Here is a 21501-nt window from a genome sequence, read left to right as displayed (position 1 = left end):
TTTTTATTGTGATTTGTTTTGAGATACATCTTTTAATGCGGCTTTGGCCGCCGCTCTACCAACACCTTGTGATAATACATATCCACCAATTCCTCCTAAAAGTGTCCCTAATGTGTTTTCTCCCAATAGACCGGCTAAACCTAATGACATAATTACGCTTAGAAGAATCATAACTGTAACAAATTGTATTACTTGACCTGATTCAACCCATTCTTTCATTACAGTATCAGGAAACCATCTTATGATGCCAATTGTAGCAATACTTAAAAGTCCAATTACTAAAATCATTAAATAGAGATTGGTCTGTAGAGACATTTTAGTATTTGCCTTTTGCCATGCCTCGTTTAATTTTATATTATAATTATTGATTTCTTGTTCCAATAATCCTAGTGCAGCTATTTTGTCTTCGGTCTCTTTAATTTTTTTTGCAATTTCTTTTCTTCTTGATTCAATAAAATTGTTTAAATCGTCTTTTATTTCTTTATTAGAAAAAATTGCTTTTAGTTTTGCACACTCTTGCTCATTAAATTGTGTAGTCTGCTGCCTAATTCCAAGGTTAAAATACTTGTAAGACTGGTTAAATTTATTGGATACTTTCATCCATTCTTTTGGCTCATTAAAAATATCAATTATGTTTTCATCTCTTGAGAGAACTTCAAATTCTGTTAAAACACTTTCTAACTCGTATTTGCAGTCTTGAATGTTTTGACAATTCAATTTACAAATTCTATCGATTAATGTACTCATATCAGTTTTAAACTTATCGATGTCAGTTGGTTTTTCTGAGTTTGAATAATAATTTTTTTGTCTCAATACTGATTTCTTTAATGATGAAGCCCACCTTCTTTCTTCAGAAATCTCAGATTCGTTATTTGCTATATTTTTCATCCTATTAGAGATATCATCTTTAGCATTAGTAATATCAATTATAGTTGCATTTTCTGGCAACTCTTGTGCAAAGACATAGTGACTTAGACAAAGAAAAAATACTAGTATTGTAATTTTATTTTTTTTCATTATAATATTTTTTATTCAAGTGGTTGACAAATAGGTCTTAATTTCCTTCAAACATATAAATCTCCCTCAATTTTAACAATAGGGAAAAACCCTATTTCTTCCTATCTTAGCCCTTCTAAATACAAACACATGAGAAAACTGTTATGGCTGCTTGTCCTTTCGGGTGGGGCGGCTACTGCACAACACAACCTAACCATACAGGAAGCTACTTATGGTGCGTACCAGCAATATGCACCCAAAAGCATTACGTCACCTGCCTGGAGGCCGGGTACGCATACGCTAACCTACCTTGACGAAACCTACGGCAAACTCCTTGCCCGTACCGAGCAGGGCAACTGGGCAGAAACCACACTGCTTACCAAAGAAGACCTTGCCTCAGCGCTTAAGGCAAAATTCCCGCAGGAGACTTTTACCCTGAGGATGTTCCCACCGGATTACGTTTGGAACGACACCAATACCTTATATATTAAGGCCGATGGTTCGGGTAAAAGCTACCTGGTGCTGTTTGATGTGGCTGCAAAATCCATAAAAAGCGCCGTGGCCATAGCTACCGATGCATCCCAGCAAACACTGTCGCCAAACGGCGGCGCAGCGGCTTGGCTTAAGGAAAACAATATTATCATTACCAAAGACGGTAAGGATATAAGCGTAACCAACGATACCGATAAGGGCATTGTAAACGGCAGCGACTACGTACACCGCCAGGAATTTGGCATTGACCGCGGTATGTGGTGGAGCCCAAACAGCGACAAATTACTGTACTACCGTAAGGACGAAACCACGGTGGCCAATTATCCGTTAATCCAGTGGGATGAGCGTGTGGCTGCTGCCAAGGATATAAAGTACCCAATGGCGGGCATGAAGAGCGAGGAAGTAACCCTTGTGGTATACGATGTGGCTTCGGGTAAAAGTACCACGCTTAAAACCGAAGGCCCTAAAGAGCAGTTCCTTACTACGGTAACCTGGTCGCCGGACGGTAAGCAGGTTTACGTGGGCGTACTAAACCGCGAACAAAACCACCTGAAGCTGAATAAATACGATGCGACTACGGGTAATTTCATTAAAACGCTTTTTGAGGAAAAAGCTACGACTTATGTTGAGCCGCTGCACGGGCTTACGTTTGTGCCGGGTAACGGCAACCAATTCCTGTACCGTTCTGAAAAGGACGGTTATGAGCAACTTTACCTATATACTACAGACGGTAAGCTGGTTAAAAAGCTGGGCTACAAAGATGTGGTAATTACACAATTACTGAACTTTGACAGTAATGCCAAAAATGTATTCTACATTGGTACTGCCAATAACGGCCTTGACCGCCAACTGTATAAGGTAGAACTGAAGTCGGGTAAAACCACGCAGGTTACCACGGGCTCGGGTTCGCATACCGCTATAGTGAGTGCAGATGGTGCTTTGGTTGAGGACAGCTTCAGTAATACGACCACGCCAAACGACGTGAACATCATCAGCACTAAAAACAATAAAGCGACTTCGCTGTTTAAAGCCGAAAACCCATATACCGGCCAAATTGTATTGCCAAAAATGGAGTTGGTTACCATTACTTCCGCTGACGGTAAAACCCCGCTGAACGGGCGTATTATTTACCCTGCCGATTTTGACGCGACTAAAAAATACCCGGTAATGCTGTACGTATACGGCGGACCGCATGCACAGCTGGTTAACAACGAGTGGCTGGGCGGTGCCGGTTTGTTCGATTATTATATGGCACAACGTGGTTATGTAGTATTTACGCTTGACAATCGTGGCAGCGATGCCCGTGGCCGTGATTTTGAGCACGTGGTACACCGCAACCTGGGTGTAAACGAAATGGCCGACCAGATGAAGGGTATCGACTGGCTGAAAGCTAAAGCCTTTGTGGATGCCGACAGGATAGGGGTATACGGCTGGAGTTTTGGTGGATTTATGGCATCTTCGCTAATGCTGGACCAGGCCGATACGTTTAAAGTTGGCGTGGCAGGCGGCCCTGTGGTTGACTGGAAATATTACGAGGTAATGTATGGCGAACGCTATATGGATACCCCGCAGGAAAACCCGGAAGGCTATGCTAAAACCAATACTGTAGACAAGGCTGCCAAACTGAAAGGGCATCTGCTTGTTATCCATGGGGCACAAGACCCTGTAGTGGTGCAGCAGCACAGTATGCAACTAATACAGGCGTGCATTAAAGCAGGTAAACAGGTAGATTACTTCTTGTACCCAACGCACGAGCATAATGTACGTGGTAAGGACCGCTATCACCTGAACCAGAAAATAGCGGATTATTTTGATACGTATTTGAAGAAATAGTATTTTTGAAAAGAGCCTTCGGGCTCTTTTTTTATACATTTTTACCACGAATTGTACTAATTCGTTGAATTTTCACAGAGCATCAAATCTTTTATTGAATTTGTGAAATTAGTGTAACTCGCGGCTTATATTTTTTAGGTAATTTACATCGGTTTCTTTCCCCCAATTAAATGTTATTACCTAAATTTGCCTTACAAAATTCAAAACGAAAAAACTTTATCAATATGAGTTCATTTGACGTTGTCGTTATAGGTTCAGGCCCGGGCGGTTATGTAGCTGCTATCCGCGCTGCACAACTTGGCTTTACCACTGCTATCATTGAAAAATACCCTACCCTTGGTGGTACTTGCCTTAACGTAGGTTGTATTCCAAGTAAAGCACTTCTTGATTCATCTCACCACTACCATGATGCCCATGCTACTTTTAAAGAGCACGGTATAGATATTGCAGGCGAAATCAAGGTTAACTTTGAGCAGATGATAGCCCGTAAGCAGGGGGTTGTAGATCAGAACGTAAGCGGTATTAAATACCTTATGGACAAAAACAAGATTACTGTTTTTGAAGGTGTTGGTTCATTTGAAGACGCTACTCATGTTAAAGTAACTAAAAATGACGGTTCTGAAGAAGTAATCGAAGCAAAAAACACCATTATTGCTACAGGTTCTAAACCATCGTCATTACCGTTCATTAAAATTGATAAAGAAAAAATCATCACTTCTACAGAAGCACTTAAACTTAAAGAAGTGCCTAAGCACCTTATTGTAATAGGTGGTGGTGTTATTGGTCTTGAGCTTGGCCAGGTGTACTTACGCCTTGGTGCCCAGGTATCTGTAGTAGAATACCTTGACCGTATTATTCCCGGTATGGACGGTGCGCTTAGTAAAGAACTTACAAAAGTACTTAAGAAACAAGGCATGAAGTTCTATACTTCGCACAAAGTGAAATCAGTAGAACGTAATGGAGAAGGTGTTCAGGTTCAGGCTGAGAATGCTAAAGGTGAAACTATTACACTTGACGGTGATTACTCATTGGTATCTGTAGGACGTCGTCCGTTTACAGATGGCCTTAACGCAGAGAAAGCCGGTGTAAAAATTACAGAGCGCGGACAAATAGAAGTTAACGATCACCTACAAACCAGCGTACCGAACATTTATGCTATTGGCGACGTAGTTAAAGGCGCTATGCTTGCTCACAAAGCTGAAGAAGAAGGTGTATTTGTAGCTGAAACCATAGCCGGACAAAAGCCTCATATTGATTACAACCTTATACCGGGTGTTGTATATACATGGCCGGAGGTTGCTGCTGTAGGTAAAACAGAAGAACAACTTAAAGAAGCGGGTATTGCTTATAAAGTGGGTAATTTCCCATTCAAGGCACTTGGGCGTAGCCGTGCAAGTATGGATACAGATGGTTTTGCAAAAATCATTGCCGATGCTAAAACAGATGAAGTACTGGGTGTACACATTATAGGTGCACGTGCAGCCGACCTTATTTCTGAAGGTGTTACTGCTATGGAATTCAGGGCTTCTGCTGAGGATATTTCGCGTATGAGCCATGCTCACCCTACTTACTCTGAAGCTATTAAAGAGGCTGCTCTTGCTGCTACTGATAACAGGGCATTACACATATAATATTAAGATATAAAATAGAAAACCCGCTTCATAAGGAGCGGGTTTTGTGTTTTTGAAGGCTATGTTGTAATTTTGATATCTGAAATATTACCCACTTGAGAAGTTCTGCTTTTTATACAATATCGCAACCACACATATTCAAACAACAACTACTCGCTTGGGCGCAACAGCATAGGGAGGTAGTTTGGCTTGATTCTAATAATTATAACCAAAAATACACCTCGTTTGATGCCATACTGGCCGTAGATGCGTTTACTGCAATACAAACGGATTATTATAAAGCTTTTGAAGATTTATCGAGCTACAGAAGAGCAACAGCAGATTGGATTTTTGGTTACTTGTCATATGACTTAAAAAATGATACGGAGCAACTGTCGTCTAATAACTTTGACGGACTAGGTTTTTCTGATTTGTTTTTCTTCCAGCCTAAAAAGCTTTTTGTCCTAAAAGGCAACCAGCTTGAAATGCTATACCTGCCATTGTGCGATGATGAGTTGCAGGATGATTTCAATGAAATCAGTAATCAGAATTTGGAAATAGGAAGTAAACTTCCCGCAACTATCAACCGGCAACCAATCATTATACAGCAGCGCATTCCAAAAGAAAGCTACCTGGATAAGGCTGAGCAAATGCTGGAGCACATTTTCCGTGGCGATATTTATGAAGCCAACTTTTGTATGGAATTTTATGCCGAAGATACTGTAATCAACCCGCTTGATGTATATTCAAAGCTTAACGCCATATCAGAGCCGCCTTTCGCTGTTTATCTTAAAAATTATAAAAGCTATCTTTTATCAGCTTCACCGGAGCGCTATATAAGAAAGGAGGGGAGTAAGGTTATCTCTCAGCCTATAAAAGGAACTGCCCGACGTAGTGCAGATGCCATTGAAGATGAGGCCATAAAATCTACACTTACTGTAAACGAAAAAGAACGTTCGGAAAATATTATGATTGTTGATCTGGTACGGAATGACCTCAGTCATACCGCTGCTGATAAATCGGTAAAAGTAGAGGAACTTTGCGAAGCTTATACATTTAAACAGGTGCACCACCTTATTTCTACTATAGTATCTGAAGTAAACGACGATCTACTGCCTGAAGAAGTTTTAAAAACATCATTCCCTATGGGCAGCATGACCGGCGCTCCTAAAATATCGGCGATGCAAATTATCGAAGAATTAGAAGAAACAAAACGTGGTTTATACAGTGGTGCAGTAGGCTACTTTACACCTGAAGGTGATTTTGATTTTAATGTGGTGATACGCAGCATTCTTTACAATGAACAAAATGGTTATGTTTCGTTTTCGGTAGGCAGCGCTATTACTGTAGAGGCTGCGCCGGAAAATGAGTATGAAGAATGCTTGCTAAAGGCAAAGGCAATGCACCAGGTACTTCAGGATAATCTGTAACAATATTTATTACCTTTGTAGTTATGCTTCAGCGTTTAAAACAGCACTTAGATACCGGCTTACCTTTTTTAGAAGGTAAACAACTACTCATTGCGGTAAGTGGGGGGATAGACAGCGTGGTTTTAGTGTTGCTTTTTAAAAAGCTTGGGTATAGCATTTCTATTGCGCACTGTAACTTTGGGCTTAGGGGAGAGGAGAGCAATGGCGACGAAAAATTTGTACGGAAACTGGCAAGTGATCTTAGTATTCATATTTTTGTAAAAAACTTTGAAACAAAAAGTTATACTGAATCAAATAAAGTTTCCATTCAGATAGCTGCACGTGAATTAAGGTATAGTTGGTTTAACGAACTAATAGCAGAAAACCAATTTGATTATCTACTTACTGCACACCATGCGGATGATTCGGCGGAAACTTTCCTGATAAACTTTACACGTGGTACAGGTCTCGAGGGACTGTTAGGCATACCACAGCAAAACGGTAATATTGTACGTCCGTTACTGCCATTTATACGAGATGACATAGAAGCTTTCGCCAAAGAAAACAATATTGAATGGCGGGAGGACAGCAGTAATGCTTCAGATAAATACCTGCGCAATAAACTAAGACATCATGTATTACCGTTATTGAAAGAACTGAATCCGTCATTTGCACAATCGTTTAACCAGACTATCGAAAACTTAAGACAATCTCAATCGCTTGTTGCTGATGCTTCGGCATTAGTTTTTGAAAACGTTGCTGAAATAAATGGACAAGTAGTAAAGTTCAATATAGCTAAGCTACTTAAGTACAAGAATTACAAAGCGTACTTATACCAATGGCTTAATGAATATGGATTTACTTCCTGGGAAGATATTTATAGTCTTGCAGAAGCCCAGCCGGGTAAGTATGTCCTATCTGGTACACACCGCCTGCTGAAAGACAGGGAAGTACTGATATTGGAACCAATTAAAATTGGGGCTGACGGGATTTATACCATTGGCAATATTTTTGAAAAGACTACACTTCCGATAGAGTTAAAGCTTGATTTAGTGCAGTATATGGAGCAAAAAACTGCAAAAAATGTAATATTTGTAGATAATGAATTAATAAAATTCCCGTTATTTGTGCGTCGGTGGAAAGAAGGTGACGACTTTTATCCGATGGGCATGAATGGGCTGCGAAAAAAGGTATCCAAGTTTTTTAAAGACGAAAAAATGTCTTTAACTGAAAAGGAAAATACCTGGTTGCTTAGCACTGAAAATGAAATTGTATGGATTGTTGGCCACAGGGCTGATAACCGTTTTAGAGTTACGACACAAACAACACAAATACTAAAAATAGAGGTTAAACAAGAATGAAAAGATTTGCCTGCATTTTATTAATGCTTGTAGCATTTTTCTCGGCTACTGCACAAAACGTTAAAGAACCGGTAAAGTGGACAGCCAAAGCCACAAAAAAATCGGATACAGAATATATACTTACCCTAAATGCCACCATAGAACCTTCATGGCACATGTACTCTCAGTATAGTGACGAAAACGGTGCTATACCGATGACGGTAGTTTTTAATAACAACAAAGGTAATTATGAACTTATAGGTAAGGCTAAAGAAAGCAAGACTGAACAGGCTTTTAATGATGTTTTTGGTGTTACCGAAACATTTTGGAGCGAAAAAGCACAGCTTACACAGGTTTTAAAACTACTACCTAACAGCAATAAAATAGTTCAGGTTGCACTTGATTACCAGGTTTGTAAAGACGCCTGTATTCAGGATACCAAGAACTTTCAGTTTGATCTGTCTACCCTTACATATAAAATTGTAAAGCGCTTTGAAAAAATAGCACCTGTTGCTGTTACTACGCCTACTGAAGCTCCGGCAGTTGATACTGCTACCATACATGCTCCAGTAACTGATACAGCTGTTGCGGCTGTAGCTACAACTACTGCAAGTGATACTACCAAAGTAAATGCTGCTGCTGAAAAGAATACCGCTAAGGCAGACGATAAAGAATCTAAAGATGAAGGCCTGCTTACCATTTTTATTGTAGCATTCCTTTCTGGATTTGCTGCATTACTTACCCCTTGCGTATTCCCTATGATACCTATGACGGTAAGTTTCTTTACTAAACAGAGTAAATCAAGAGCCGCAGGTATACGAAATGCAATAACGTATGGTGTTTCAATTATTGTTATATATGTAGTTTTGGGTTCGGTTGTAACAGCCATATTTGGAGCAGATTCACTTAACGCGTTATCTACAAATGTAGTATTCAACTTATTCTTCTTTGTACTTTTAGTTGTTTTTGCCTGCTCATTTCTTGGCGCATTCGAAATCATGTTACCAAACTCATGGGCTAACAAGGTAGACCAACAAGCCGATAGGGGAGGTATAATAGGTATATTGGCTATGGCACTTGCACTGGCTATAGTGTCTTTTTCTTGTACAGGCCCTATATTGGGTAACCTGCTTGTGGTTGCTGCTTCTAAAGGTGGAATAGCACCGGTAGTGGGTATGTTCGGTTTCTCGCTTGCACTTGCACTACCGTTCATGCTGTTTGCAATGTTCCCGGGCTGGATGAACAGCCTGCCAAAATCAGGTGGATGGCTTAATACCGTTAAAGTTTTCCTTGGCTTTCTTGAACTTGCCTTTGCGTTTAAATTCCTAAGCAATGCCGATCTTGTATTACAAATGCATCTACTTGAAAGGGAAACATTCCTTGCAATATGGATAGCCATATTTGGAGCACTGGCACTGTACCTATTTGGCAAATTTACACTGCCTCACGATACTCCGGGTGGCTATATATCAGTAGGAAGACTTTTATTAGGTTTAGTAACTTTGTCTTTTACTATCTATTTAATACCGGGTCTTTGGGGTGCGCCTTTAAAAATAATAAGCGGTTTTCCTCCTTCACCTACCTATAGCGAAAGTCCTGAAGGCTTGGGCGGTGGAGGCCATTCGGCAACTACAACAACAGCATTACCAGAAGGTGCCCACGCAGGTCCGCACGGTATCGTAGCATTTAAAGATTATGAAAAAGCACTTGCTTACTCTAAGTCGGTAGGTAAACCACTTTTGGTTGACTATACAGGTTATGCTTGTGTTAACTGCCGTAAAATGGAAGATAATGTATGGATAGATAAAGAGATACTAAGTGTATTGAATAATGATGTTGTATTGGTATCACTTTATGTTGACTATAAAGAAGATTTACCTGAGGATAAACAATACGTTTCTGAAACTACTGGTAAAAACATAAAGACAGTGGGTAACAAATGGAGCGATCTTCAGATTACAAAATATAAAACGAATTCACAGCCTTATTATGTAATTGAAGGCTCTGAAGGTACAAAACTTAATGAGCCGGTGGGTTATACACCTGATAAGAAAGAATACCTAAAATGGCTTAAAGAAGGAATTGGCAATTACAAAAAATAATACCTATCCCTAAGATAACAAAAACGCTGCTCATTAAGGCAGCGTTTTTGTTATCGGTTTAGTCCTTCTTTGTAAACTCTTAATGCACGTTCGCGTGCTTCCTTATGGTCTACCATAGGGGTGTAACCTAATTCCTGGAATTCCGGCACCCATTTACGGATGTACTTTAAATCACCATCAAACTTTTTGGCCTGCTCACTGGGGTTAAACACCCTAAAATAAGGCGCAGCGTCTACACCTGTACCGGCTGCCCACTGCCAGTTACCTATATTGCTGGATTGTTCGTAATCCAATAATTTTTCAGCAAAATAAGCTTCACCTTTGCGCCAATCCAACAGTAGATGTTTGCATAGAAAACTAGCTACTACCATACGCACCCTATTGTGCATATGTCCGGTGGCATTCAGTTCCCGCATGCCGGCATCTACCATAGGATAACCGGTATTTCCTTCACACCATTTTTTAAAGTCACTTTCATTATCGCGCCATTGTATGTTGTCATATTCCGGCCTGAACGCTTTGGTAACCGTATGCGGAAAATGCCACAATATCTGCATAAAAAATTCCCTCCAAATAAGCTCTTTTAAGAACGTAGGGTTATTGCTTTTATTTGCTTTTGCTACGATTTCGCGTATGCTTACAGCGCCGAAACGCAAATAAGGAGCTAATTTCGACGTGCCGTTTATAGCAGGAAAATTACGAGTATCTTCATAATGGTTTACCAATTTTTCAGACACGTTATATGGTTCCGGTTTTATATCAGATTCCTTAAAGCCTATGTCCTTTAGAGACAAGTACGGATAATCGTGCTCAGCAAGTTTTTCTCTATCAAGTAAAACTGGAAAGCTATCTGTGTTCTTTACTTTAAAATGTTCGAGCCAACGTTTACTATAGGGAGTAAACACCACATAAGGCTCACCACTGTCTTTTACAACTTCATTACGCTCAAAAATTACCTGGTCTTTGTAGGTTCTTAGTTCAGCATTATGTTTCCTTAGTAATTCTGCAATCTCGCTATCGCGTTTTTGAGCGTAAGGTTCATAGTCATGATTGGTATATACTGTTGTTACTTCATGTATTTTTATTAGTTTTTCAAAGACATTTTCCGGTGCGTCAAAAAACACTGCTAACGAACTCTGATGTGATTTAAGTTCCGCGTTTATGTTATCTAAAAGACTTGAAATAAACATTACCCTTGCATCGTCTTTAGGAAGCTCTTCCAGTATATTTTTGTCAAATATAAAAATGGGTAAAACTTTCTCACCACTTTCCAAAGCCTTGTGTAATGCGTGATTGTCGTATGTCCTTAGGTCGCGCCTGTACCAAAATATTACCATAATTTATCCTTTAAATTCCCCAAACAGTTCGGCTAACTTTTTATACCTGTAATTAAAAGTATCATCAAGTTTTGATTGTACCAAAAAAGGGTGAACAAGCTTGCCCACAATACCCATGGGTAATTTATAATGCACAATGTCTTCCATTTCTACACCACCGTCTATTTCTTTAAAGAAATGCTTGTGGTGCCAGAATGTATAAGGCCCAAACCTTTGTTCATCTACAAAAAATTCATGTTCGCGCACGTGAGTGATTTCAGTAACCCAATGCAATTTAATTCCAAACAAAGGCGTTATGGTATAAGTAATTATCTGCCCGGCAAACATTTTTCTTTCATCACCACTAAGAGTAACAAATCCCATACTTTCGGGCGTTATTACGGCAAGGTTTTTGGGGTCACTCATAAAGTCCCAAAGCTGGGACAGAGAAACAGGCAGCTTTTGTATGCGGTGTAAGGTATATACCATTTTACGACGGAATTTAGGTGTGCAAATTACAAACTGCCCTGCGTATCTTATCATTACAGGTCTATATTTTTAAGTAATTTTAACAAGTGTCAACAAGATATTAAGTAATTTAGCAACGTAATTAAAAGAAGTATTTAAAATATCATGAAGAAGATAATCCTTACAGCAGCTGTGGTACTTGGCATTGCATTCACAGCATCTGCCCAAATACAAACACCCCTTGCAAGTCCGAGGGGAACCGTAGAACAAACGGTAGGCCTTACAAATGTTAAAATTGACTACGGACGTACGAGTGCCCGTGGCAGGACAGTATATGGAGAGTTGATTCCGTTTGGGCGTATATGGCGTACAGGAGCTAATGCTAATACCACTGTAACGTTTAGTGATGATGTGGTTATTGGCGGTAAAACCCTTAAAGCCGGTAAATATGCGCTTTACACTCAACCTAAGGCAGACAGTTGGGATGTTATTTTTTATACCGACACCAACAACTGGGGTGTTCCTGAAAAATGGGACGAAGGTAAAGAGGCAGTTAGAGTAACTGTTAAACCTGAATATCTTACCCGTCCGGTGGAAACACTTACATTAGGGATTAACGGACTTGATACTGATTTTGCATTCCTTGAAATAGCTTGGGAAAAAACTATGGTTGCCGTAAAATTTGAAGTTCCTACACGCGCTACTGCACTTAAGAGTATAGAAAGCGCCATGAATGGTCCGTCAGTTACAGATTACTATTCTGCAGCGCAGTATTTTTACCAAACAAATGCTGACTATACTAAGGCGCTGGGCTGGATAAATACTGCTATTGAAAAGTCACCTAAAGATAAGGATGTGCCTTTTTACATGCTAAGACTTAAATCGCTTATTCAATACAAAATGGGAGATAAAAAAGGAGCTATTGAAACAGCTCAACTTTCACTGCAAGGTGCAGAAAAGGCCGGTAATGCCGAGTATATAAAAATGAATAAAGATACTATACAGGACTGGAGCAAAAAATAATTTGCGTCAACCCTAATTTATACAAATGCAGCCGATAACAAGGCTGCTTTTTTTATGCAGATATATTTCGCGATAAAATTCTTTTTGAAATAGCAATACCCTTTTCTGTAAATGGTTGTTCTACATAGCGGAATAGAACTTCAGCTAATAAAAACATTAATAGAGTAGAGCAGGCAAGAGAAATCCCTCCCTGCCATAAAGGGGACTCTTTTACCGTAGCCCCGGTTATCCTGAAAAAACATTCATCAGTAAAATGTATCATAGGAATATTAAGCAGGTAAATAGAATACGACCTGCCGCCAATCCAGTTCAATACCCTATTTTTGGGGATAACGCCATTTTCTGTTGCAGCTATATATACTAATATGAAGCTGAATAGCAGAATTATAGGGTAAACCAGGACAGGCCTAAAACCTAATGCTCCGCCGGCTAAAGAAACCATTAACGCAGAAATTAAAGCAAGTATACTTAATTGTAATTTGTTCAATTTTAAGGTTTCAGTATTTAACAGTGCTATAATACACCCTGCAAAAAGCAAATCCACACGCAGGTAGGTTGGGGTAGTAAACAATGGCCAAAGCCTCTCTGCTGTAACATTTGCTGCGTATATAGGTCTTACAATAAATGTAATAGCAAAAATTATTGCTACAAAAAGCATAAGTCTGCTTGTATTTTTCTTAATAAACAACAGCAGAAAAGGATAGATAAAATAAAACTGTTCTTCGATTGAAAGGCTCCAATACCAGCCCAGTACAGCATTATCAAGAAAAGGAACTGCAAGATTGTAAATATAAAATATAACATACGGTGCTTCTGTTAATACTTGGTTGCTATCAGCGAAAATTCCGGAGATGCTGAAATATTTACACAATAACCAATACCCAAACAATATAAGCAATGATACAGGCAACAAGCGGAATATTCTCCTTATGTAAAAAGCTCCCAAAAACTGTCCTGTGGTAATAACACCTTCGGTAAGCATCCGATAATTTTTAGAAAGCGAACGGGTAATTACAAAACCTGAAATAACAAAAAATAAATCTACACCACTCCAGGTGCCTTGTAATATTTTGGGATAATCATTTACAGTAAAAGGTAATGAATAATGAAGATGCCTGAATATAACCAGTAATATGGCAAGCGCTCTTAAAGTTTCAATTTCAGGATTTTTACTGTGCTTGGTTAAGGTCATTAGTTATTACTTATCAGGTAAAGATAACCCAAAAAACATTATACACCGCTGTCTTCGTCCTTTTGTGGCACTATACTCACACCTTTTTGAAGTAGAAGACTATTAGGGTAGGTTACAATTTCGCCATCGCGGGTACGCAGTATGGTATGAAATGTTTTAATATCCTCTATTTGCCCTTCAACGGGAAAGTCTTTATCATGAATTCGTATCATATGACCTATACGAAACGGGAACGTAAAGAACATAATAATACCGGAAGTTATGTTGCTGAGGATACTCCATTGTGCAAAGAAAGCTACACCAATAACCGTAAGAGTGGCACCAACAAAATTGAAAATGTCTTCAGATTTTACGCTCCATATAGCAATGGCTCCCACACTAACCAATATAAATATTATTATATCTATATATTTGGAAATAAGATTTGTACGGGCTTCTGATAAATGTGATACTTTAGCAAAACGGCGCGTTATATTTTTAATAATCAGGTTGATTACTACAAAAAACGCAAGCAGTATTATCGTGCGTAATATTTCATTTCCATATTCAAATTCCATTGTATTCCATTAAAAATTTATCAAAGCCTGATATACTTTATCTACAGGTAGCCCCACAACATTAGCATACGAACCTTCTATTCGGGCTATGGCTACAAGGCCAATCCATTCTTGTATGCCGTAAGAACCTGCTTTGTCGTATGGTTTATAATTATCAAGGTAATATTTTATTTCCTCATTTGAAAGGGTGTTAAAAGTAACCTTGGTAGTTTCGTGAAAAATTTCAGCCTTTTCGATACTTTTTAAGCATACAGATGTAATAACCTCATGTGTTTTGCCCGATAGTGTGCTTAACATTAAGAAGGCATCATTATAATCTTTTGGTTTACCCAATGCCTTATTATCGTGCCAAACTATGGTATCGCTGGTAATGATAATTTCGTCTGCTGCGGGTTCAAAAGCATCAGCTTTCAACTTGGCCAGGAAGTCGGTTATCTCTGCGCCCTTTAATGTATCAGGATAAATCTCCTCTACATCCTTCAGGCGGATTTCAAAATCCACATCAAGGTCGCGTAAAAACTGTTGCCTTCGTGGAGAACCTGAAGCCAGTACCAGCTTATATTTTAGTTTATTATTTAACATGTTGTATATTAAAACTGATTACTATAAGTGAAACCAGAGCAAACAATAGCACAAGCTTAAGAAGTCCTGCTATCTGCACAAAATCTTTCTGTGCCTTGGCCTGAAACAATCTAAGCATTACAAAAAGCAACAATCCACCAACGAATACTAAACTGTAGCCCAACGCGTAGATAAGGTTAGTCAGGTATTTGTCTGTATAGTAAACAAGCATTATAAGTGGAATTATGGTAAGTGCCATAGTAATTTTTGCGGCTCTTTCCCTGCCTATTGCTATAGGAAGTGTATTTGCACCGCTGTTATAATCGGCATCAGAATAGGCAAGGTCATTTACAAAACTTAATACAAGTCCTGTAGCAAACGCAAAAATGCTGAAATCGGTAAATATGCTGAAAATAGTACGAATCATGACATTCGTTTCCCCATCTACAATACCGATTAGCGGGTACAACTGAAAAAGACCTACAGCAACTACAGGGAAAGCCACCCACAATGCGAATAACACATTAGATAATACTATAATCTGCTTAATACCTGTTGCATAAAGGTACATTACTGCTGCCACTATCATAAAGAACCCCGTAAGTAACATGGGTTTATTTAAAGAATTTGCCAGGTAATATATAGTTCCAATGCCTATTACATTAAGTGCCGCATAAATATTGTAGCTTTTGGCCTCATTCAGATCGACATCATAGTCGCGGCCGTTACCAAAAACGTTATTAGCAAAGAACCCGCCCGCCATTACAAGAAGTATTGCCAGTGAAAACAACAGGTATTTACCTGTACCTAATGCCTGTACAAGTCCGGTTTGCCTGTCCAGATAACCAAGCTTTAGTGCCAGCAGCACAACTGCCAGTAAAATAAGGTCAGGTATATTGAAATATTTTAATAGTTTCATTGTGGTTTCAGATTGTTAGATTATTGGAAAGTTAGAATGTTAGATTATTGGACTGGTTAGATAAATTTGAAGTACAAACAAATAACCTTAATCATATTTAGCATTAAAATGTTCCATCCATTTACCCTGCACTTTCATCACCTGCTCTATAACATCGCGAACGCAGCCGGTACCGCCGTTTTTGTGCGAAATGTATTTGCTGATACCTTTAATTTCAGGTGCTGCATCCTGAGGGCAGGTAGGTAAACCAACCAATTGCATTACAAAATAATCCGGAATATCATCGCCCATATACAGTACCTGCTCCGGGTTAATGTTATAAATATCGGTAAACTCTTTAAACGTTTCTACTTTATCGGGTACACCCAAATGGATGTCGGTAATACCCAAGTTACGCAGGCGTATACGCACACCTTCGTTACTGCCTCCTGAAATGATGCATACCGCATAGCCATTCTCTACAGCAGCCTTCATGGCATAACCGTCGCGTATGTTCATGTTGCGCAGCATTTCGCCGTTTGGCGCTACGTGTATGGTGCCATCGGTTAGCACGCCATCCACATCAAAAACAAATGTGGTTATATCGTTCATTAGCTCTTTATAGCTTTTGCTCATGTGTTTGTTGTATCGATTGTGTTAATAACGTATATATTTCTTTAAGCTGCCCGTCTTTTAAAAAATCCAAATGATGTTGTAGCGTTTGTGTATCATTTCGAACGGCAGGGCCGGTTTGGGCCTCTACAGGGGTAAGGCTATTTATTTTATCGGCGGTTTCCTGTATTAGCGGTTTCAATATGTCAAACGAAATGTTGTTTTCCTCACATACCCGTGCACCCAAAGCATACAGGTGATTCACAAAATTACACGAAAGCACCGCCGCTACGTGCAATGCCTGTCTTTGTGTTGAATTTATATAATACACGCTCTGTGAAAGGGTAGAGGCAAGGTTATATAATGTTTGGTTATCTTCACTGTTTTCTGCTTCAATGCAAAGCGGCACTGTTGTAAAATCAATGGCCTTGGCGGCAGAAAAAGTCTGCAAAGGGTAAAACACACCGCGTCTGTTACGGGCGTCTATAACCTGCATTGCAGTGCTGCCCGAAGTATGCACCACAAGTTTACCACTAAATGAAAATTGTGAAGTTAACGATGCTACGGCATTATCACTTACGCTTATAATGTAAACATCGGCTGGCTGTAACGTTTGTAAATCGCTGGTAATCTTATCCTGTGGTAGCAAATGCGTCAACTTTTCGGGGTGCCGCGCAAAAGCCTGTATTAAGTTTACCTGAGGGGTGGCCTCAAATGCCTTAATAAGGTGCTGTGCTACATTTCCCGATCCTATTACTGTTACTGATAGCATGGTGCTAAATTAGAAAAATAAAACGGGCTATAAAAACGGCAGAAATATTAGGATTTGTGGTTTTAAGGGATATATGTACCTTTGCGCTTCGGTAAACCGAATATTCAAGATGAAAAAATCAACAAAAGCGCTGTTATACAATTTTTTAGGTTTCGCACCCATTTTTATGCTGACATATTTTTTGGTTCAGCATTACACAAACCTAACTGGTTTTTGGGTACCTGCTACCAGTTTTATGGTTACACTATTGCTGTCTCCAAAATTCCAGGCCGGTAAAGTATATGGCGAAGAAAAGCTGTTTATGCGCTGGCTTTTTATTAAAGGAGTAAAAGAGATAAAATAGTTATCTAGGTCCCAGCTTTACATACCCTACCTGCCATTCATCATCCGCAGCTTCTATTGCTAAAGGTATAATCTGTATACTGTATTTGTTAGTTATATGTACAGGCAGCAGGTCGGCTACGTTGTGCATATCATCTACATCCAGCATGTACTTATCGTCTATATGTGATTCAGCTCCTTTAAATCCATACTGTTTATAGAAGGCGGTTTGCTTGGCTTTTTTAATTGCATCTGCCATTGTTTCGGCCACAACCAGCATTTTAAAATGATATTCTTCAGGGTCTTTGGGTAAATACCCTCCCAGATTCAGGAAGAATAACTTCAGTTTTTGTGGTGGCAGTACACTTTTTTCCACCATTTTTATCTCGAAACCTTCAACCCTTTTAACCTCCCTGTAAGAGTCGATATGCAGTTGACCTGCGTTAGGCCAAAAATCATACATGTCCGATTTTAATTGTTTGATTTCATGACCTGTTCCAAAGAAAACATCATGCTGTTCTATGGTTCGTCCCGGTGGGGTGGCGCCCAGTATAACCATGTAAAGTATAGGATTGTTACTGCTCATAGTACAAATATAGCCCAAACATTTTTGCTAAATTTTGACTAAAAAAATTTTTTGGCGCATTTTTTGGAATACATTAGCAAACGATATAATGAATCAACACTAAAAAACCTTTTTAATTATGAAAAAGATAGTATTACTCTTTGCTGCCTTTGGCTTACTTACAATGACAAGCTGTAACAACGATGACGATAACAACTACGATCAGGATACAGTAGCCCAGGTAATTGAAACCAATGGTATTAATTTTAACAGTAGCAACAGCTTTTCACAGCTTATTACTTTTGACAGCCAGCTTTACCCTTATGATATGGTACTAGTGTACAGGCAAGGTTATGACTCAGCTGCTAACGTAGCGATATGGGAACTAACACCGCGTAACTACAACTTTGACAATGGTGACATCATTGGTTACGATTTTAATTTTACGCAAAATGATGTTGAGCTTTATATGCTGGCTAATTTTGACCTAACCTTGGCTTCAGGTACCTATACTCAAAACCAGGTATTCAGGATTGTTATTATTCCTGGAAGCTTAAATGGGCAGGGCAAAAAATCAGTTAACTATAAAGATTATAACGCTGTAATGAAAGCCTACGGCCTGACTGAAAGCAATGTAACAAAACTTAAATAATTTGTTTTAATACAAAAGATAAGGCTACCACACGGTAGCCTTTCTTGTTTATAAGTAATTTTAATTGTAGGTTTATGCCCTTATTGCAGATACTTTTGCTGCCCTGGCTTTACGACGGAAATAAACGGTATCGGCATTTCCAAAATATTTAGTAATGGTAAGCCTTGCCATAAGGTAACTTACTGTGCTTTCGGCTCCCTGGTTAAGATTTACACTATGCTCTTCAAGTCCATCAAAGCATCCGCCGGTGCATGGATTGTAAATAACATGTTGCAGGTGATTGTTACCCAAGAACCAGTTAAAAGCAGTTTCCATCTTGTTAAGGTATTCTTCACTTTTGTAAATATCGTGGAACTTGCGCAATGCAAGTATTGTATAGGCTACATCAATAGGTTGCTCTCCATAACGTTCAGAACGTTCTCCTTTAATTTGCCACCCTCTGTTAGATACTACTTTAATCATATCGTTTTCAAATGTTTGAGACAATAAGAAATCAAATGATTCTTTGGCAACCTCGCCATATATATTGTTTCCTGTTACAGCATAGCATAACAGTAGAGCTTCAGGCAAAACGCTATTGGCATAAGTAAGATAGCCTTCAAACCATTTCCAGTTTTCATCGCTTTCGTGTCTGTACATTTGTACCATACGGTCGGCAAACATTTTCATGAAAATAAGTGTATCCTCATCCTTCACAAATCTGTTGTAATAATATAATCCCTTAATCACAAATGCCATTGCGCGTGTAGAGTACATGTGCTTAGTAAGCGGTAATGTTTTATGGAAAATAGCCTTGGCTTTTTTAACCATTTCGGCAGGTAATACATTCCCCAGAGAAATCAGGTAACCTAATGACCACATGGCACGCCCGGTGCTGTCTTGTAGATTTTCGTCATGGTTTTGGGGTGTAAAGTTTCTGTTTACATCAGTGTAATTTAAAAAGCTTCCATCGGCCTGCTGACTATATTCTATATAATTAAGATAAGTATCTATATAATGCAGACTATCTGCTTCGCGATATTTTTTATAGTGCATGCACATGGTTATCATGGCACGAGCATTATCATCAAGCGTATAACCGGAAGCAAGATCGGGTACATTTAATTTTGCAAACTGTACTAACCCGAAATCGGTTGTCATGTTTTTTACATGATCCAGCTTTACTTTAGGGTTACGGTATTCTAGTTTAATAGTGCCATCAGGTGCTGTTTTCTGCAATGCTTTGGCGTGGCTTACCGCTGAGTTTTCCCACGCGGTGTGCACTATTTTGTGCAGCCCATTTAATACCATTGTCTCCCTTAATTGAGGATCAAACAGCAGCCTGTTTATTGCCTCGGTTAGTTGCTCTGAATTACCAAAATCAAAGGTAATACCGGTATCACCGGCCAGTACTTCCTTAGCATGCGGAATAGGGGTAGAGATGATAGGACAGCCACAGCTAAGTGCATATGAGAACGTACCACTTACCGCCTGGTTAGGGTCTTTACTGGTAAAAAGGTATATATCTGTAAGCTGTAAGTATTCTAAAAGTTCATCAAGAGCAACATATTTGTTTATGAACCTTACGTTAGCCTGCAAATTATTTTCTTTAATTTTTTTAATGAGTGATTCCCTATACACTTCACCTTCATTTAATACCACGGTAGGGTGGGTTTTACCAATAATAAGAAACAGCACATCGGGACGTTTGTCTACAACTTTTGGTAAAGCATCCAATGTAGTTTCAATACTCTTGCCGGAGCTTAATAATCCGAAGGTAGAAAGTATAGTACGTCCCTCAAAGCCGTGTCGGCGTTTAAGTTCTTCACTGCGTCCGTGCGATACAAGGTGGGTACCGTGCGCTATAACTGAAATCTTTTCCCGATCTACCACATAATCGCGTACCAGTATATCGGCTGCATTGTTTGTCATTACTATTAATGAATCGGCGTTATCCAATATATGTTGCACTTTGGCTTTAAATGTGTCGTCCGGATTAGGTAATACGGTATGGAAAACTACCGAAACAGGCTTCTTAATTTCCGTAAGGAAAGTATTAAAGCTATCTACGGTTTCGTGCACCAGGCCAAATTCATGTTGAAAGAGCACAATCTTTATATTTTCATCTTCATTTATAGCCTTAGTTAACTGACTATATGATTCAGGATCGCTGGTGTTAAGTGTATATTTTACAGCCGGATCTGTATATATATGTTGTTCTTTATTACTCTCTATAGCACAGACTTTAATAGAAAACGAATCCACGTAATGATCGTTCATTGCTTTTATTAAATCCTGCGAGTAAGTAGCTATACCGCATTGCCTGGGAGGAAAGGTGGTAACTACCAGTATTTCGGGTAGGGTTTCAGGTTGGTTATTTGTATGATGAACAGCAAGCTGTTCTATGATTTCATTGTAGGGCTGGAATTTTTTTCCTAAGGTTTTCCTGGTTTTCATAGCTTGCTAAAAGTGTATTTATATTAGATAAGTTTTTTACTTTTTAATTAGTTGTAATTTAGGTTTGTACGATTTGTTGGTTATAATACCGGGTTATTTACCACCCGGTATTTGGCCCGCCCATTGGCTTGCCCTTTCTATAGCAGCATTGTTGCCAAACTCTTTAAATTCTTTCTGAGCCTTTCGTTGAAGCTTTTTAAGGCGATTGGCATAATGTTCCTTTGTACCCTCAGCAACTAAATATGCTCTTCTTTTTTTAGTGGCAATAAGAGTAATACCTGCGATTACTACTGCTCCCGCTGCAATTCCTAAAATTAGCTTACTATTTTTCATAATATTTGGTTTT

20 protein-coding genes are annotated in these 21501 nt (G+C 39.1%); 8 read left to right on the top strand and 12 right to left on the bottom strand.

From position 1 onward, the window contains the following. Window positions 1-3: 3 nt before the first annotated feature. Window positions 4-1017, bottom strand: coding sequence for a hypothetical protein (locus ACLI1A_RS16400; RefSeq protein ID WP_411409765.1), 1014 nt, complete (start codon window positions 1015-1017; stop codon window positions 4-6). 129 nt (window positions 1018-1146) lie between these two features. Between ACLI1A_RS16400 and ACLI1A_RS16395 the strand changes: the two genes are divergently transcribed. The 5 genes from ACLI1A_RS16395 to ACLI1A_RS16375 all read left to right on the top strand — a co-directional run bounded on the left by ACLI1A_RS16395 (window position 1147) and on the right by ACLI1A_RS16375 (window position 9782). Continuing rightward, the gene (locus tag ACLI1A_RS16395; RefSeq protein ID WP_411409764.1) at window positions 1147-3321 is read left to right on the top strand and encodes a DPP IV N-terminal domain-containing protein; all 2175 of its coding nucleotides are present in this window, start codon (window positions 1147-1149) and stop codon (window positions 3319-3321) included. 224 nt (window positions 3322-3545) lie between these two features. Continuing rightward, complete coding sequence (lpdA, locus tag ACLI1A_RS16390; RefSeq protein ID WP_411409763.1) at window positions 3546-4952, top strand: dihydrolipoyl dehydrogenase; 1407 nt, start codon at window positions 3546-3548, stop codon at window positions 4950-4952. Window positions 4953-5047: 95 nt separating this feature from the next. Next, the gene (locus ACLI1A_RS16385) at window positions 5048-6361 is read left to right on the top strand and encodes an anthranilate synthase component I family protein (protein ID WP_411409762.1); all 1314 of its coding nucleotides are present in this window, start codon (window positions 5048-5050) and stop codon (window positions 6359-6361) included. 23 nt (window positions 6362-6384) lie between these two features. After that, window positions 6385-7701: a tRNA lysidine(34) synthetase TilS gene (gene tilS / locus ACLI1A_RS16380; protein WP_411409761.1), complete on the top strand. Its 1317-nt coding sequence runs from the start codon at window positions 6385-6387 to the stop codon at window positions 7699-7701. Beyond that, window positions 7698-9782 carry a protein-disulfide reductase DsbD family protein gene (locus ACLI1A_RS16375; protein WP_411409760.1) on the top strand — a complete coding sequence of 695 codons (2085 nt, stop codon included), beginning with the start codon at window positions 7698-7700 and terminating at the stop codon, window positions 9780-9782. Before tilS ends, ACLI1A_RS16375 begins: the two co-directional genes overlap by 4 nt. A gap of 50 nt (window positions 9783-9832) precedes the next feature. Here ACLI1A_RS16375 and ACLI1A_RS16370 read toward each other — a convergent pair whose 3' ends face one another. After that, window positions 9833-11119, bottom strand: a complete 1287-nt coding sequence (locus ACLI1A_RS16370) for a cryptochrome/photolyase family protein (RefSeq protein WP_411409759.1) — start codon at window positions 11117-11119, stop codon at window positions 9833-9835. A gap of 3 nt (window positions 11120-11122) precedes the next feature. Next, window positions 11123-11641 carry an SRPBCC family protein gene (locus ACLI1A_RS16365; protein ID WP_411409758.1) on the bottom strand — a complete coding sequence of 173 codons (519 nt, stop codon included), beginning with the start codon at window positions 11639-11641 and terminating at the stop codon, window positions 11123-11125. Window positions 11642-11731: 90 nt separating this feature from the next. Here ACLI1A_RS16365 and ACLI1A_RS16360 point away from each other — a divergent pair, with 90 nt between their 5' ends. Then, the gene (locus ACLI1A_RS16360) at window positions 11732-12589 is read left to right on the top strand and encodes a DUF2911 domain-containing protein (protein ID WP_411409757.1); all 858 of its coding nucleotides are present in this window, start codon (window positions 11732-11734) and stop codon (window positions 12587-12589) included. A 52-nt stretch (window positions 12590-12641) separates the two neighbouring features. Here the strand turns inward: ACLI1A_RS16360 and ACLI1A_RS16355 are convergent, their stop codons facing one another. The 6 genes from ACLI1A_RS16355 to ACLI1A_RS16330 form a co-directional block, all read right to left on the bottom strand. After that, complete coding sequence (locus tag ACLI1A_RS16355; protein ID WP_411409756.1) at window positions 12642-13781, bottom strand: acyltransferase family protein; 1140 nt, start codon at window positions 13779-13781, stop codon at window positions 12642-12644. A gap of 38 nt (window positions 13782-13819) precedes the next feature. After that, window positions 13820-14338 (bottom strand): mechanosensitive ion channel domain-containing protein, encoded by a 519-nt coding sequence (locus ACLI1A_RS16350; RefSeq protein ID WP_411409755.1) that lies wholly within the window; start codon window positions 14336-14338, stop codon window positions 13820-13822. A 9-nt stretch (window positions 14339-14347) separates the two neighbouring features. Continuing rightward, on the bottom strand, window positions 14348-14920 hold the full coding sequence (locus tag ACLI1A_RS16345) for a Maf-like protein (RefSeq protein ID WP_411409754.1): 573 nt from the start codon (window positions 14918-14920) through the stop codon (window positions 14348-14350). After that, on the bottom strand, window positions 14910-15818 hold the full coding sequence (locus tag ACLI1A_RS16340) for a hypothetical protein (RefSeq protein WP_411409753.1): 909 nt from the start codon (window positions 15816-15818) through the stop codon (window positions 14910-14912). The genes ACLI1A_RS16345 and ACLI1A_RS16340 overlap by 11 nt, the downstream gene beginning before the upstream one ends. A gap of 87 nt (window positions 15819-15905) precedes the next feature. Next, window positions 15906-16433, bottom strand: a complete 528-nt coding sequence (locus ACLI1A_RS16335) for a KdsC family phosphatase (RefSeq protein WP_411409752.1) — start codon at window positions 16431-16433, stop codon at window positions 15906-15908. Beyond that, a complete protein-coding gene (locus ACLI1A_RS16330) occupies window positions 16417-17181 on the bottom strand; it encodes a Rossmann-like and DUF2520 domain-containing protein (RefSeq protein ID WP_411409751.1) in 765 nt (254 codons plus the stop codon). The genes ACLI1A_RS16335 and ACLI1A_RS16330 overlap by 17 nt, the downstream gene beginning before the upstream one ends. A gap of 109 nt (window positions 17182-17290) precedes the next feature. Between ACLI1A_RS16330 and ACLI1A_RS16325 the strand changes: the two genes are divergently transcribed. Then, complete coding sequence (locus tag ACLI1A_RS16325; RefSeq protein ID WP_411409750.1) at window positions 17291-17524, top strand: hypothetical protein; 234 nt, start codon at window positions 17291-17293, stop codon at window positions 17522-17524. On the opposite strand, the gene ACLI1A_RS16320 is transcribed toward ACLI1A_RS16325, so the two are convergent. Then, window positions 17525-18088: a DUF1543 domain-containing protein gene (locus tag ACLI1A_RS16320; protein WP_411409749.1), complete on the bottom strand. Its 564-nt coding sequence runs from the start codon at window positions 18086-18088 to the stop codon at window positions 17525-17527. Window positions 18089-18206: 118 nt separating this feature from the next. Between ACLI1A_RS16320 and ACLI1A_RS16315 the strand changes: the two genes are divergently transcribed. Continuing rightward, window positions 18207-18719, top strand: coding sequence for a hypothetical protein (locus tag ACLI1A_RS16315; RefSeq protein WP_411409748.1), 513 nt, complete (start codon window positions 18207-18209; stop codon window positions 18717-18719). A 72-nt stretch (window positions 18720-18791) separates the two neighbouring features. On the opposite strand, the gene ACLI1A_RS16310 is transcribed toward ACLI1A_RS16315, so the two are convergent. Next, window positions 18792-21155 (bottom strand): glycosyltransferase, encoded by a 2364-nt coding sequence (locus ACLI1A_RS16310; RefSeq protein WP_411409747.1) that lies wholly within the window; start codon window positions 21153-21155, stop codon window positions 18792-18794. A gap of 93 nt (window positions 21156-21248) precedes the next feature. Next, the gene (locus ACLI1A_RS16305) at window positions 21249-21488 is read right to left on the bottom strand and encodes a hypothetical protein (protein ID WP_411409746.1); all 240 of its coding nucleotides are present in this window, start codon (window positions 21486-21488) and stop codon (window positions 21249-21251) included. Window positions 21489-21501: the final 13 nt, after the last annotated feature.

Origin of the sequence: Flavobacterium sp. RHBU_3 (genome assembly GCF_046613565.1) — a bacterium.
Classification (GTDB): Bacteria; Bacteroidota; Bacteroidia; order Flavobacteriales; family Flavobacteriaceae; genus Flavobacterium.
Note: the sequence above shows the minus strand (reverse complement) of the source record. Positions and strands in the feature narration are given on the sequence as shown.

Bases quoted from the DNA above. Each gene is read 5' to 3' on its own strand.
- ACLI1A_RS16310 (WP_411409747.1), bottom strand. From the start codon at position 21,155: ATGAAAACCAGGAAAACCTTAGGAAAAAAATTCCAGCCCTACAATGAA.
- ACLI1A_RS16335 (WP_411409752.1), bottom strand. From the start codon at position 16,433: ATGAGCAAAAGCTATAAAGAGCTAATGAACGATATAACCACATTTGTT.
- ACLI1A_RS16375 (WP_411409760.1), top strand. From the start codon at position 7,698: ATGAAAAGATTTGCCTGCATTTTATTAATGCTTGTAGCATTTTTCTCG.
- ACLI1A_RS16400 (WP_411409765.1), bottom strand. From the start codon at position 1,017: ATGAAAAAAAATAAAATTACAATACTAGTATTTTTTCTTTGTCTAAGT.
- ACLI1A_RS16340 (WP_411409753.1), bottom strand. From the start codon at position 15,818: ATGAAACTATTAAAATATTTCAATATACCTGACCTTATTTTACTGGCA.
- ACLI1A_RS16325 (WP_411409750.1), top strand. From the start codon at position 17,291: ATGAAAAAATCAACAAAAGCGCTGTTATACAATTTTTTAGGTTTCGCA.
- ACLI1A_RS16360 (WP_411409757.1), top strand. From the start codon at position 11,732: ATGAAGAAGATAATCCTTACAGCAGCTGTGGTACTTGGCATTGCATTC.
- ACLI1A_RS16395 (WP_411409764.1), top strand. From the start codon at position 1,147: ATGAGAAAACTGTTATGGCTGCTTGTCCTTTCGGGTGGGGCGGCTACT.
- ACLI1A_RS16365 (WP_411409758.1), bottom strand. From the start codon at position 11,641: ATGATAAGATACGCAGGGCAGTTTGTAATTTGCACACCTAAATTCCGT.
- ACLI1A_RS16355 (WP_411409756.1), bottom strand. From the start codon at position 13,781: ATGACCTTAACCAAGCACAGTAAAAATCCTGAAATTGAAACTTTAAGA.
- lpdA (WP_411409763.1), top strand. From the start codon at position 3,546: ATGAGTTCATTTGACGTTGTCGTTATAGGTTCAGGCCCGGGCGGTTAT.
- ACLI1A_RS16350 (WP_411409755.1), bottom strand. From the start codon at position 14,338: ATGGAATTTGAATATGGAAATGAAATATTACGCACGATAATACTGCTT.
- ACLI1A_RS16330 (WP_411409751.1), bottom strand. From the start codon at position 17,181: ATGCTATCAGTAACAGTAATAGGATCGGGAAATGTAGCACAGCACCTT.
- ACLI1A_RS16320 (WP_411409749.1), bottom strand. From the start codon at position 18,088: ATGAGCAGTAACAATCCTATACTTTACATGGTTATACTGGGCGCCACC.
- ACLI1A_RS16305 (WP_411409746.1), bottom strand. From the start codon at position 21,488: ATGAAAAATAGTAAGCTAATTTTAGGAATTGCAGCGGGAGCAGTAGTA.
- ACLI1A_RS16370 (WP_411409759.1), bottom strand. From the start codon at position 11,119: ATGGTAATATTTTGGTACAGGCGCGACCTAAGGACATACGACAATCAC.
- ACLI1A_RS16345 (WP_411409754.1), bottom strand. From the start codon at position 14,920: ATGTTAAATAATAAACTAAAATATAAGCTGGTACTGGCTTCAGGTTCT.
- tilS (WP_411409761.1), top strand. From the start codon at position 6,385: ATGCTTCAGCGTTTAAAACAGCACTTAGATACCGGCTTACCTTTTTTA.
- ACLI1A_RS16315 (WP_411409748.1), top strand. From the start codon at position 18,207: ATGAAAAAGATAGTATTACTCTTTGCTGCCTTTGGCTTACTTACAATG.